General features: G+C 68.1%; 14 protein-coding genes. 4 read left to right on the top strand and 10 right to left on the bottom strand.

Annotated features, from left to right (window positions below; all coding sequences use genetic code 11):
• From F3J10_RS30915 to F3J10_RS30900, 4 genes are all read right to left on the bottom strand, one after another.
• Positions 1 to 756, bottom strand: a 756-nt coding sequence (locus F3J10_RS30915) for a PqiC family protein (RefSeq protein WP_240155756.1), incomplete at its 3' end; no start/stop codon positions are given.
• Positions 753 to 2,387, bottom strand: coding sequence for an MlaD family protein (locus F3J10_RS30910; protein ID WP_013696684.1), 1,635 nt, complete (start codon positions 2,385 to 2,387; stop codon positions 753 to 755). The genes F3J10_RS30910 and F3J10_RS30915, both read right to left, overlap by 4 nt.
• Entirely contained in the window at positions 2,380 to 3,021 is a 642-nt protein-coding gene (locus tag F3J10_RS30905) for a paraquat-inducible protein A (protein WP_025096753.1), read from the bottom strand. The genes F3J10_RS30910 and F3J10_RS30905 overlap by 8 nt, the downstream gene beginning before the upstream one ends.
• Entirely contained in the window at positions 3,018 to 3,704 is a 687-nt protein-coding gene (locus tag F3J10_RS30900) for a paraquat-inducible protein A (RefSeq protein ID WP_167232287.1), read from the bottom strand. The genes F3J10_RS30905 and F3J10_RS30900 overlap by 4 nt, the downstream gene beginning before the upstream one ends.
• Before the next feature lie 277 nt (positions 3,705 to 3,981).
• On the opposite strand from F3J10_RS30900, the gene F3J10_RS30895 reads away from it, so the two are divergent.
• From F3J10_RS30895 to F3J10_RS30885, 3 genes are all read left to right on the top strand, one after another.
• Entirely contained in the window at positions 3,982 to 4,542 is a 561-nt protein-coding gene (locus tag F3J10_RS30895; protein ID WP_025096751.1) for a cytochrome b, read from the top strand.
• Positions 4,543 to 4,555: 13 nt separating this feature from the next.
• On the top strand, positions 4,556 to 5,116 hold the full coding sequence (locus F3J10_RS30890) for a YceI family protein (protein ID WP_025096750.1): 561 nt from the start codon (positions 4,556 to 4,558) through the stop codon (positions 5,114 to 5,116).
• 74 nt (positions 5,117 to 5,190) lie between these two features.
• On the top strand, positions 5,191 to 5,769 hold the full coding sequence (locus F3J10_RS30885; protein WP_025096749.1) for a YceI family protein: 579 nt from the start codon (positions 5,191 to 5,193) through the stop codon (positions 5,767 to 5,769).
• Positions 5,770 to 5,959: 190 nt separating this feature from the next.
• Here F3J10_RS30885 and F3J10_RS30880 read toward each other — a convergent pair whose 3' ends face one another.
• The 6 genes from F3J10_RS30880 to queA all read right to left on the bottom strand — a co-directional run bounded on the left by F3J10_RS30880 (position 5,960) and on the right by queA (position 12,404).
• A complete protein-coding gene (locus tag F3J10_RS30880) occupies positions 5,960 to 6,112 on the bottom strand; it encodes a hypothetical protein (protein ID WP_240155755.1) in 153 nt (50 codons plus the stop codon).
• Positions 6,113 to 6,251: 139 nt separating this feature from the next.
• The gene (gene secF / locus F3J10_RS30875; protein ID WP_013696691.1) at positions 6,252 to 7,202 is read right to left on the bottom strand and encodes a protein translocase subunit SecF; all 951 of its coding nucleotides are present in this window, start codon (positions 7,200 to 7,202) and stop codon (positions 6,252 to 6,254) included.
• A gap of 16 nt (positions 7,203 to 7,218) precedes the next feature.
• Positions 7,219 to 9,261: a protein translocase subunit SecD gene (gene secD / locus F3J10_RS30870; protein WP_166915942.1), complete on the bottom strand. Its 2,043-nt coding sequence runs from the start codon at positions 9,259 to 9,261 to the stop codon at positions 7,219 to 7,221.
• A gap of 109 nt (positions 9,262 to 9,370) precedes the next feature.
• Positions 9,371 to 9,697, bottom strand: a complete 327-nt coding sequence (gene yajC / locus F3J10_RS30865) for a preprotein translocase subunit YajC (protein WP_013696693.1) — start codon at positions 9,695 to 9,697, stop codon at positions 9,371 to 9,373.
• A 353-nt stretch (positions 9,698 to 10,050) separates the two neighbouring features.
• Positions 10,051 to 11,241 carry a tRNA guanosine(34) transglycosylase Tgt gene (gene tgt, locus F3J10_RS30860; protein ID WP_025096746.1) on the bottom strand — a complete coding sequence of 397 codons (1,191 nt, stop codon included), beginning with the start codon at positions 11,239 to 11,241 and terminating at the stop codon, positions 10,051 to 10,053.
• Positions 11,242 to 11,351: 110 nt separating this feature from the next.
• Positions 11,352 to 12,404, bottom strand: a complete 1,053-nt coding sequence (gene queA / locus F3J10_RS30855) for a tRNA preQ1(34) S-adenosylmethionine ribosyltransferase-isomerase QueA (protein WP_166915944.1) — start codon at positions 12,402 to 12,404, stop codon at positions 11,352 to 11,354.
• 35 nt (positions 12,405 to 12,439) lie between these two features.
• On the opposite strand from queA, the gene F3J10_RS36070 reads away from it, so the two are divergent.
• On the top strand, positions 12,440 to 12,689 hold a 250-nt coding region (locus F3J10_RS36070), incomplete at its 3' end, for a hypothetical protein (protein ID WP_205200554.1).

The raw sequence follows: 12,689 nt of genomic DNA, 5'->3' as shown, positions 1-12,689 counted from the left end.
GCGCTGAATAATGCCGGCCTGCATCCAGGGCAGGGTGGCGTGCTGAGTACCGTTGCCAATGCGGTGTATTCGCTGATGCCGTGGTTGCCGGGTAACCCGGCGGCGCAGGCCGTGGGGCAGCTTGCCGACCGCCTGCCGGTGGCCGGCCACCAGCGCGTCGTAGCCGCTGCCGACCTTCTCCACCAGGGTGCTGCGGCAGGTCATCACCGACTGCGTGGCCAGCGAGCGCACGCTCCACACCGCATCGAGCGCGGCCTTGTCGCCGGGCCAGGACTCGAAGCGCTGCACGTCGACGCTGACGCGGTAGACCGGCACGCCCGGCGGCGCGGGCGCGTCGGCCACGTCGATGGTGCCGAGCCGGCGCGTGAGCGCCGAGGACAGCGCGCGGCGGATCTCGTCGGCCGGCGGCGAGGCCCAGCGATGCTCCTCGAGCACGTCGACGCGCGACTCGCCGCGCTGGACCACCAACTGGTTCTTGGCGACCTGCTCGGGCACGTTGACGGCCGGCACCTGGATCAGGAAGGCGGGGTTGGCCGGCAGGCCGCGGCCGGCGGTGACGGCGCCGGCGTCGCCCGACAGCGTGTAGAAGTGCGAGGGCGCCGAGGCGCAGCCGGCCAGCAGCGCCGCGCCCGCCAGGGCCGTGATGGTCGCCAGGGACGTGAAGGACCTGACGGACGTACGGGAGGCCGCGGCGGCCGGCGCCGGCAGGCTGCCGCGCGCGGCGCGGCGAGTCGAACGGGGCGGGGTGGCGCTCATTTCTGGTCTCCGGGTTTGCCGCGGAGCAGCGACTCGGGATGCCGCTCCATGTAGTCGGCGAGGTTGTTCAGCGACTGCAGGGTGCGCGTGAGCTCCTTGAGCGCGCCGCGCACGTCCGCCTGCAGCGGCGAATCCTGCTGCAGGGTCGCCTCGGCCGTGGTGAAGGTCTGCTTGGCCGCCGACAGCGTGTCGCGCGCCTGCGGCGCGACCTGCGTGTCGAGCTGCTGGAACAGTTGGTCGGCGTGCTTGAGCGCGTCGTTGAGGTTGTTGCCGATCTGGTCGAACGGCACCTTGTCGAGCTTCTTGGCGATATCGGCCACCTGCAGTTGCAGCTCGTCGAGCGTGTTCGGCACGGTGGGCAGTTCGACCGGCTTGCGCGTCAGGTCGATCTGGACCTTCTGCGCCTTCGGGAAGAAGTCGAGCGCCACGTAGAGCTGGCTGGTCAGCAGGTTGCCGGTGCGCAACTGGCCGCGCAGGCCGTGCTCGACCAGGCGCGTGAGGATGTCGCGCTGGGCCGGCTCGCCCTTCTTCTCGACCAGGTCGCGGAAGCGCTTGCCGAGCCGCTCCGGATAGATGTTCATGGTGACCGGCATCAGGAAGTTCTTGGTCTTCGGGTCGTAGTCGATGGCGATGTTGGTGACGTTGCCCAGCACGATGCCGCGGAAGTCGACCGGCGCGCCCACCGACAGCCCGCGCAGCGACTGGTTGAAGTTCATCACCACCTCGACCGGCAGCCCGTCCGGATCGCGCATCGCATCGCCCTCGTCGGAGCCGAGCCGGAAGGTCGCGCCGTTCGACACCGGGCCGCCGGCCGACTGGTTCGGCGGCGACTGGAAGGCCAGGCCGCCGAGGATCACGGTGGCCAGCGACTGCGTATTGAGCTTGAAGCCGCTCGAATCGAGGCGCAGGTCCACGCCGCTGGCCTGCCACCAGCGCGTGTTGGTGCCGACGTATTGGTCGTAGGGGGCGTTGACGAACACGTTGAAGGTCACGCCGGTGCCGTCCTTGTCGAGCGAGAAGCCGACCACCTGGCCGACCTGCACGCGCCGGTAGTAGACCGGCGAGCCGATGTCGACCGAGCCCAGCGAATCGCCGTGCAGCACGTAGGAGGTGCCCTTGTCGTCGCCGGTGACGGGCGGGGGCGTCTCCAGGCCGGCGAAGTCGGTCTGGGTATTGGGCGAGCGGCCGGCGTCGACGCCGATGTAGGCGCCCGACAGCAGCGTGTTGAGGCCCGACACGCCGGAGGCGCCCACTCGCGGGCGCACCACCCAGAAGCGGCTGCCCTTGACGGCGAAGTCCTCGGCTTCCTTCTTCAGCTGCACGTCGACCAGCACGTGCGAGAGGTCCTTGGAGAGCTTGATGGTCTTGACCGTGCCGATCTCGACATCCTTGTACTTGACCTGGGTCTTGCCCGGCTCGAGCCCCTCGGCGCTGCGGAAGCTGATGGTGATCTCGGGGCCGCGGTCGAACACCGACTTCACCACCAGGCCGATGCCGATCAGCGCCGCCACCAGCGGCACCAGCCAGACCAGCGAGGGCAGCCAGCCGCTGCGGCGCGTGACGACGGCCTCGGGCAGCTCGGGCGGGTTGGGCTGGTTCGGGTCGGGTTGCGGGCCTTGCGGACTATTCATGGTGTTTTCCAGAGGTGACGACGTGATCCCAGATCAGCCGGGGATCGAATTGCATCGAGGCGAGCATGGTGAGGATCACCACCGAGCCGAACGCGAGCGCGCCCGGGCCGGCGGTGATCTCGGCCAGCGAACGGAAGTGGACCAGCGCGACGGTCAGCGTGACGACGAAGATGTCGAGCATCGACCAGCGCCCGATCCGCTCGACGATGCGATACAGCCGCGTGCGCTGCACCGGACGCCAGGCGGAACGGCGCTGCGCGGAGATCACCAGGATGGTCAGCGCGCCGAGCTTGAGCATCGGCACCAGGATGCTGGCGACGAATACCACCACGGCCAGCGGCCAGTCGCCCGACACCCAGAAATAGACCACCCCGCTCATGATCGTGTCTTCCTGCGCGCCGACGATCGAGGCGGTGCGCATGATCGGCAGCAGGTTGGCGGGAATATACAGGATCGCGGCGGCCAGCAGCAGCGCCCAGGTGCGCGCGATGCTGTCGGGCTTGCGCAGGTGCAGGGCGGTGCCGCAGCGCGCGCAGCGCTCGGCCGGATGCGCGTCGGCGCGCGCGAGCTTCTGCACGTGGCCGCAGGCATGGCAGCTCGCCATGCCCGCGCGTGCGGCGGAGGTGATCTTCATCGGCGCGGCGCTCCGGCGTGGCTCGCCGGCGTGCCGCCGGCCGGCGCGGCAGGGGCGTGCCGCTGCGCCGCGCGGCGCGCGAGGATCTCGTCGGCGAGGTCCCACAGCGCGCGCGGGTCGAACATCATCACCGCGGCCAGCATCAGGGTCAGCGCGCCGAACGCGAACAGCGCCGCCTCCGGCACCACGCGCGCCAGGCTCACCATCTTGACGATGGTCACCAGGATGCCCAGCATGAACACCTCGATCATGCCCCAGGGGCGCACCAGCTGGATCGCCCGCAGCACCGCGTTGAAGGCCGGCGGCACGTGGCCGGCGCGCAGCGAGAGCAGCACGTAGAGCAGCGCGGCCATCTCGATCAGCGGGAACAGCAGGGTGGAGCAGAACACCATCACCGCCACCAGTTGCATGTCCTGGTTCCACAGCGCCTCGAGCGCGCCGAGCAGGGTGGTCTGCACGCGCATGCCGTTGACGTCCATCTCGAGGATCGGGAAGGTCTGGGCGATCACGAAGGTGATCAGGGCGGCCAGCGTCAGGGCGCAGATGCGCTCGATCTGGTTGGCGGTATTGCGGTAGAGCAGCGCGTCGCAGCGCGGGCAGCGGGCGCTGTCCTTGCCGCTAAGCTGCGTTTTGTGCAACAGTGCGTCGCACTCATGACAGGCAATCAGGTCGTGTGTTTCCATCTCGGAGGCCGGTTGCGCGCCATCATGGGGGACGCGGGGACGGGTTGGAACCCGCGCCAATCTTACCAAAACGCGATTTTCGTGGTGTCAAGCCCGGCTCGGGGCACGCCGCGCCCGGCCGGGCCGGGATCGGGCAGACGAGCCAGATTCTGACCGCCGCGCCAGTTTTCAGTTTCCTCGCCTGCCGGATTGTTGCGGTAGCATGGCGGCCTTGAATGCGTCGGAATCCTACAGGCAGGGCCGGCGCCGCGTCCCGCACCATCCGAGGCTTTCCGTTATGGCATCGTCGCTCACGCTGAACCGGCCGGACACTTATACGCGCACCGCGATCGCGCTGCACTGGCTGATCGCGCTGCTGATCATCTGCGGTTTCTCGCTGGGCTGGGTGATGACCGACATTCCCGGTTTCACGCCCACCAAGCTCAAGTATTTCTCCTGGCACAAGTGGATCGGCGTGACGGTGTTCGCGCTGGCCGTGATCCGCGTGCTGTGGCGCGCCACCCACGCGGCGCCGCCGCTGCCGGCCGGCACCTCGCGCCTGGCCAAGGGCGCCGCGCATGCCGTGCATGGCCTGCTCTACCTGCTGATGCTGGCGATCCCGATCACCGGCTATCTCTACAGCTCGGCCTCGAACATCCCGGTGGTCTATCTCGGCCTGGTCCCGCTGCCGCGCCTGATCGATCCCGATCCGGTCCTGAAGGAAACGCTGAAGACGCTGCACATCTTCCTCAACTACACGCTGCTCGCGCTGGTGGCGCTGCACGTGCTGGCCGCGCTCAAGCACCAGGTCGTCGATCGCGACGGGGTGCTGGGCCGCATGCTCCCGTTCCTCAAATAAGAAAAGGAAAGCCATGAAGATCTCCCTGAATCGCTCCCTGCTGGCGGCCGTGGCTGCCGCCGCGCTGGCCTTCTCGGGCGCTGCCGCGGCCCAGGTCGACCTCGCCAAGAGCAAGGTGTCGGCGGTCTCAAAGCAGATGAACGTGCCGACCGAGGGCAGCTTCAAGAAATTCAGCGCCGATTTGAAGTTCGACCCGGCCAAGGCCGCCGAGGGCCACGCCCAGGTCAATATCGACATCGCCAGCTTCGATCTCGGCGACAAGATGTACAACGACCAGGTGGCCGGCAAGGAATGGTTCGACGCCAAGACCTACCCGCAGGCCAGCTTCGTCTCCACCTCGATCGCGCCGGCCGGCGGCAACAAGTACAACGTCGCCGGCAAGCTGACCATCAAGGGCAAGACCGTGCCCGTCACGGTGCCGGTCACCGTCACCGAGAGCGGCGGCCAGCGCGTGTTCGACGGCGTGCTGCCGATCAAGCGCTCGAGCTTCGAGATCGGCACCGGCGAGTGGAAGGACACCTCGATCGTCGCCGACGAAGTGCAGATCAAGTTCCATCTCGTCGCCGCGAAATAAGCCGCGCCGACGAATCGCTTCCGGGGGCCGCGACTCGCCGTGGCCTTCCATCCAACCGTAGCTAGGAGAATGACTTGAAGAAGACCCTGATCATGGCGGCGGGCGCGCTCGCCGCGGCGCTGTCGATCCCGGCGATGGCCGCGCCGGTGACCTACCAGCTCGACCCGAGCCACACCTACCCGAGCTTCGAGACCGACCACTTCGGCGGCCTGTCGGTCTGGCGCGGCAAGTTCGACACCTCGAGCGGCACGGTGACGATCGATCGCGCGGCCCACACGGGCAGCGTCGAGGTCACCACCAAGATCGCCTCGATCCATACCGGCAGCGCCAAGCTCGACGAGCACGTGCAGACGCCGGACTTCTTCGACGCCGCCAAGTACCCGGACGCGACCTTCAAGGGCACCCTGAAGTTCGACGGCGACAAGCCGGTGGCCGCGGTCGGCAACCTGACGCTGCACGGCGTGACCAAGCCGCTGACGCTGACCATCAACTCCTTCAAGTGCATGCAGCACCCGATGCTCAAGCGTGAAGTCTGCGGCGTGGATGCCGCCGGCGAATTCAACCGCGACGAGTTCGGCGTCGACTACGGCAAGGCCTATGGCTTCAAGATGCAGACCAAGCTGCTGATCACGGCCGAAGGCATCGCGCAGTAAGCGCCTTGTCGCGAGCCTGACGACGTCGCGTGGTCGGCCGCGCGATGTGATTCGATCGCCGCGCCCTCGGAAACGGGCGCGGCGATTTTTTTTGAATGGGCGGTGGCGGATGGCGCACAGCGCTTGTCCACGGCGGGCTGTGCAAAAGCGCCGTGTGGCGCGGCGCCGTGGCGAGCGAAGGCACCGATGCTCAGGCGCTGGAAGCGTCGCCGTCGCGCTCCCCGGACCAGCAGCGCAACGCGTGATCGATCAGCGGCCGCATCGCGACCAGCACGCCGCGTCCCTCGCCGAGCGGGCCCTGCGCGCCGATGCCGGCCGCCAGCGCGCTGGCGCCGACCGGCACGAAGCGCTCGCTGTCGAGCGGCTCGGCGATCTCGAAGCGCAGCCATTGCCGCCGGCCGTCGACCGATCGCGCGGGATCGGCGCGGACGAAAAAAAACCGGCCCGAAGGCCGGTTTTTCGCATCGAGCGGGGCGGGTCGATCAGACCTGCGCGCCGGCGTTCGGATCGTTCGGATCGTGCGCGCCCTTCTTCTCGCGCATCAGGTCCTCGCGACGGATGCCGAGCCACATCGCCAGCGAACCCGCCACGAACACCGACGAGTAGATGCCGAACATGATGCCGACCGTCAGCGCGAGCGCGAAGTAGTGCAGGGTCGGGCCGCCGAAGAAGAACATCGACAGCACCATCATTTCCGTCGAGGTGTGGGTGATGATGGTCCGCGACATGGTGCTGGTGATCGCGTGGTTGATCACCTCCTGGACCGTCATCTTGCGTTCGCGGCGGAAGGTCTCGCGGATCCGGTCGAAGATCACCACCGACTCGTTGACCGAGTAGCCGAGCACGGCCAGCACGGCGGCCAGCACCGACAGCGAGAACTCCCACTGGAAGAAGGCGAAGAAGCCGAGGATGATCACCACGTCGTGCAGGTTGGCGATGATGCCGGCCACCGCGTATTTCCACTCGAAGCGGAACGACAGGTAGATCACGATGCCGATCACCACGCAGGCCAGCGCGAGCAGGCCGTCGGTGGCGAGCTCCTTGCCGACCTGCGGGCCCACGAACTCGACGCGTTGCAGCTGCACGTCGGCGTTCTGCGCCTTGAGGCCCGCCATCACCTGGTCGCTCTGCTGGGCCGAGGTCAGGCCCGGCTTCAGCGCCAGGCGGATCAGCACGTTGCGCGAGGTGCCGAAGCTCTGCACCTGCGCGTCGCCGTAGCCGAGCTTGCCGAGCGTGGCGCGCACCGGCTCGAGTTCGGCGGCCTGCTGGTACTGCACCTCCAGCACCGTGCCGCCGGTGAACTCGACCGACAGATGCAGGCCGCGATGCACCAGGAAGAACACGGCGGCCAGGAAGGTCACCAGCGAGATCACGTTGAAGACCAACGCGTGCCGCATGAACGGGATGTCTTTGCGAATGCGGAAAAATTCCATGTGCGTTCTCCGGCGCTTAGTTGGACGAGCCCGGCGTCTTCGGCGGCACGCCGGGGCCGGAGCGGCGGCGTGCGACCGGCTTCGCGCCGCCCTTGCCAGCCGTTGCCTTGGCGCCCTTGGCCGCGGCCGGACGAGCCGCCTTCGCGGTATCGGTGTCGCCGTCCTGTTCGAGGAAGACCTGGCTGCCGGCGCCTGCCGCGTCGGCCGCGGCCGGCTTCCAGACCTGGCCGATCGCCACCGACTTGAGCTTCTTGCGGCCGCCGTACCAGAGGTTGACCAGGCCGCGCGAGAAGAACACCGCCGAGAACATCGAGGTCAGGATGCCGATGCAGTGCACGATCGCGAACGCGCGCACCGGGCCCGAACCGAAGGCGAGCAGCGCGAGGCCGGCGATCAGGGTGGTGACGTTCGAGTCGAGGATGGTCGCCCAGGCGTGCGCGTAACCCTGCTGGATCGCGAGCTGCGGGGCCGCGCCGCTGCGCAGCTCCTCGCGGATCCGCTCGTTGATCAGCACGTTCGAGTCGATCGCCATGCCCAGCGCCAGCGCAATGGCGGCGATGCCGGGCAGGGTCAGGGTGGCCTGCATCATCGACAGCGCGGCCACCAGCAGCAGCAGGTTGACCGACAGGCCGATCACCGAGACCGCGCCGAACAGCATGTAGTAGGCGATCATGAACACCGCGATCGCGACGAAGCCCCAGATCACCGAGTGCACGCCCATGCGGATGTTGTCGGCGCCCAGGCTCGGGCCGATGGTGCGTTCCTCGATGATGTCCATCGGCGCGGCCAGCGAGCCGGCGCGCAGCAGCAGGGCCAGGTCGGTGGCGGCCTGCGGGGTCGGCTGGCCGGTGATCTGGAAGCGATCGCCGAGCTCGGACTGGATGGTCGCGACGGTCAGCACCTCGCCCTTGCCCTTCTCGAACAGCACCATCGCCATCGGCTTGCCGATGTTCTCGCGCGACACGGCGCGCACCGCGCGCCCGCCCGCCGCGTCGAGGCGGATGTTGACCGAGGGACGCTGGTGTTCGTCGAAACCGGCCGAGGCGTCGATGATGCGGTCGCCGGTGAAGATCACCGACTTGCGCAGCAGCACCGGCGCCTGGTTGCCCTGGGTGAACAGCTCGTCGCCCGGCGGCACCGGGTCGTTCGGGTTCGGGTGCAGGTTGACCGGGTCGGCCAGGCGCGCTTCGAGCGTGGCGGTGCGGCCGATGATGTCCTTGGCCTTGGCGGTGTCCTGCACGCCCGGCAGCTCGACCACGATGCGGTCGCGGCCCTGCTGCTGGAGGATCGGCTCGGACACGCCGAGTTCGTTGACGCGGTTGTGCAGGGTGGTCAGGTTCTGCTTGAGCGCGGCGTCCTCGACGGTGGCCTGCACGGCCGGCGAGAAGGTGCCGACCACCTGGTAGCCGCCGCCGCCGGGCTGGGTGGCCCATTGCAGTTCGGTGATCGAGCCGGCGAGGAAGCGGCGCGCCTGCTCGGCGGTGTCCTGGTCGGCGAAGTTGGCGACCACCGAGAGATCGACGCGGTTCACGCCGCCGTCGCGGATGCCCTTGTCGCGCAGTTGCGAGCGCGCGTCGGAGGCGTCCGAGTCGAGCTTCTTGGTCAGCGCGCCGGTCATGTCGACCTGCAGCAGGAAGTGCACGCCGCCGCGCAGGTCCAGGCCGAGGTACATGGGCAGCGCGTGCAGCGCGGTCAGCCAGCGCGGCGAGGCGCTCTGCAGGTTCAGCGCGACGACGTATTGCGGATCGCTCGGGTCGCTGTTGAGCGCCTTCTGCAAGAGATCCTTCACGCGCAGCTGGGTATCGGTGTCCTTCAGGCGCACGCGGATGTTCGCGTTGTTCGCCGAATTGTCGAAGGTGATGTCGTCCGGCGCGACCTGGGCGGCGGCCAGCGCGGCCTGCACCTGGCCGAGCGTGCCCGAGTCGATCTTGACCGTGGCCTTGCCGCTCGACACCTGCACCGCCGGCGCTTCGCCGTAGAAGTTGGGCAATGTGTACAGAAGGCCGATCGCGAGCGCGACGACCATCACGACATATTTCCAGATTGGGTAACGATTCATGAAAGGGCCGAACGGGATAGTTGGCTTGAAAAGCGTCGCGTCCGGCTCCCGCGCGGCCCGCGCGTCGAATGCGCGGACCTGCCGGAATGCCGGACGCTCGAAGTGCGACTTACAGCGACTTGATCGTGCCCTTCGGCAGGATGGTCGTCACGGCCGACTTCTGGACCGTGATCTCGGTGCCTTCCGACACCTCGACGCCGACGTAGGCTTCGCCGACCTTGGTGACCTTGCCGACCAGGCCGCCGTTGGTCACGACTTCGTCGCCCTTGGCCATCGCGGCGAGCATGTTGCGATGCTCCTTCTGACGCTTCATCTGCGGACGGATCATGATGAAGTAGAGCACCGCGAACATCAGGATGAGCGGCAGGAAGCTCATCAGGCTCGATTCGGCGCTGCCGCCAGCGCCTTGCGCGAATGCATTGCTGATAATGGACAACGACACGTTGGTCTCTCCGTTGGGGAAAATCAGAAAAATAGCCGGTCATTCTACCACCGGCGAAAACCGCGACAGCATGGCAAATGCGCTTTGGGATCAAGCTGTTAAGCCGTCACCCGGGGATTTGCCCCGTATTTCCCGCGCATTCGCCCCGATTCGCGAAAGCAGATTGTAATGTGTCGGCGCCGCCGCGGCCGGCGCCTTGGCCGAAAACGCGCAGCGGCGAGCATGGCGACATCGTTCGACAAGGGTATGACGAAACCGCGGGCTTCGAGCATGACGCCGCCCGTTCGCCGCCCGTTTCTCTGCCCGTTTCGCCGTTTGTTTCGCGGCCCGCCGCGCCGCCGTTGGCGCTACTCGCGCTGTTCCACGCCGCGCGCGCGGTCGGCCGCGAAGCGCAGGCGGAAGGCCTCGAAGCTGTGCGTCTCGATCGCCTCGCGGATCTCGCTCATCAGCGTCAAGTAGTAGTGCAGGTTGTGGATCGTGTTGAGCTGCGCGCCGAGGATCTCGCCCACGCGGTGCAGGTGGTGCAGGTAGCCGCGCGTGAAGTTGCGGCAGGTGTAGCAGCCGCAGCTCTCGTCGAGCGGGCGCAGCGAGTTCTTGTGCGTCGCGTTGCGGATCTTGACGTCGCCGAAGCGCGTGAACAGCCAGCCGTTGCGCGCGTTGCGGGTGGGCATCACGCAGTCGAACATGTCGACGCCGTTGGCCACGCCTTCCACCAGGTCCTCCGGCGTGCCCACGCCCATCAGGTAATGCGGCTTGTGCGCCGGCAGCTTGGGGCCCACGTGCTGCAGCACGCGCATCATGTCTTCCTTCGGCTCGCCGACCGACAGCCCGCCGATCGCGTAGCCGTGGAAGTCGAGCTCGGCCAGACCCGCCAGCGATTCGTCGCGCAGGTCCTCGAACATGCCGCCCTGCACGATGCCGAACAGCGCGTTGGGGTTGCCCAGGCCGTTGAACTCGTCGAGCGAGCGCCTGGCCCAGCGCAGCGACATGCGCATCGATTCGGCCGCTTCCTTGTGGGTGGTCGGCACGCCGTCGGTGGCGTAGGGCGTGCATTCGTCGAACTGCATGACGATGTCCGAGTTCAGCACCTTCTGGATCTGCATCGACACTTCCGGCGACAGGAACAGCTTGTCGCCGTTGATCGGCGAGGCGAAGGTTACGCCGTCCTCGGTGATCTTGCGCAGATCGCCCAGCGAGAACACCTGGAAGCCGCCCGAGTCGGTCAGGATCGGCTTGTTCCAGCCCATGAAGCGGTGCAGGCCGCCGTGCGCGCCGATGGTCTCGAGGCCCGGGCGCAGCCACAAGTGGAAGGTGTTGCCGAGGATGATCTGCGCCTGCATCTCGTGCAGCTCGCGCGGCTGGACCGCCTTGACGGTGCCGTAGGTGCCCACCGGCATGAAGATCGGCGTCTCCACCACGCCGTGGTTGAGCGTGACGCGGCCGCGCCGCGCGTGGCCGTCGGTGGTCAGCAGTTCGAACTTGAGCCCGTTCTCGGGCGGAACGTGCGCTTGCACGGGTTCCGATTGGCGATCGGTCATCGCTTGGTGCTCCTTGCTACCGGAGAACAGTCCGGCGCTCATGGTGGGCGCCGTCGCGGGAATCGCGGCGGCGCGTTCTGGAAGACGAGGGCAGTGCGCTCGTTTCGGGTTTATTCGGGATCGCGGCGCGTGAGCAGCATCGCGTCGCCGTAGCTGAAGAAGCGATAGCGCTCGGCGATCGCGTGGCGATAGGCGTCGCGGATCGTCTCGACCCCGGCGAAGGCCGAGACCAGCATCAGCAGGGTCGACTTCGGCAGGTGGAAGTTCGTCACCAGCCGGTCCACCACGCGAAACGCGTAGCCCGGCGTGATGAAGATGTCGGTTTCGGCGCGGGTGGGCGCGAGCGCCCGGCCCTCGCGTTGCGCGTCGCGCGCGGCCGCCTCGAGCGCGCGCATCGAGGTGGTGCCGACCGCCACCACCTTGCCGCCGCGCGCACGCGTGGCCGCGATCTGCGCCACCAGCGTGTCGCTGAGTTCGTACCACTCGCTGTGCATCCGGTGCTCGGCGATGTTGTCGACGCGCACCGGCTGGAAGGTGCCGGCGCCGACATGCAGCGTCAGCGTGGCGGTCTCGACGCCGCGCGCGCGCAGCGTGGCCAGCAGCGCCTCGTCGAAGTGCAGGCCGGCGGTGGGCGCGGCGACCGCGCCCGGGTTGCTGGCGAACACCGTCTGGTAGCGCGTCTCGTCGGTCGCGTCGGGATCGTGCTCGATGTAGGGCGGCAGCGGCAGGCGGCCGTGGCGCTCGATCAGCGCGAGGCAATCCTCGGGGAAGTGCAGCGTGAAGAAGGGCTCGACGCGCTCGCCCACCGTCACCTCGAAGGCCTCGGCCAGCCGCAGCGTGCTGCCCTCGACGGGGCTCTTGCTGGAGCGGATCTGCGCCAGCACCGTGCGCGGGCCGATCACGCGCTCGACCAGCACCTCGATCTTGCCGCCGCTGGCCTTCTGGCCGAAGAAGCGTGCCTTCAGCACCTTGGTGTCGTTGAACACCAGCAGGTCGCCGGCGCCGATGCACTCGGGCAGGTCGGTGAAGCGGCGGTCGGTCAGGCGCGTGGGCGCGACGCTGCCGTCCACCTCCAGCAGGCGGCTGGCGCTGCGCTCGGGCAGCGCGGTTTGCGCGATCAGCTCGGGGGGCAGGTCGAAATCGAAATCGGAAAGCTTGAACATGGAAAATGGGGGCGTAGCCGTGCGCGAGCCGCGTCATGGCCGGCGCGAGCCGCTATGATGGCGGGGTCGCGCGGCTCGCGGGCGCCGCCGGGCCGTGCGACGATGCGACGTCAAAAGCCGCCATTGTACTTGCTTGTCCCTTGCCGAATTCCGATCCGATGCCCGTACCTTCCCGCCGTAGCGTTCCCGCCGATGCCGCCGCCGATGCCGAATCCGGCAGCGAACCCGCGCGCGACGGGCAACACGGGCGCGAGGACGACGCGGCGCGCGTGCCGGCGCGCTCGC

It is taken from the genome of Burkholderia sp. Cy-637, assembly GCF_011753175.1.
GTDB classification, from domain to species: Bacteria; Pseudomonadota; Gammaproteobacteria; order Burkholderiales; family Burkholderiaceae; genus Burkholderia; species Burkholderia gladioli.
The sequence above is the reverse complement of the archived record's forward strand: the minus strand, read 5'-3'. Positions and strand labels throughout refer to the sequence as shown.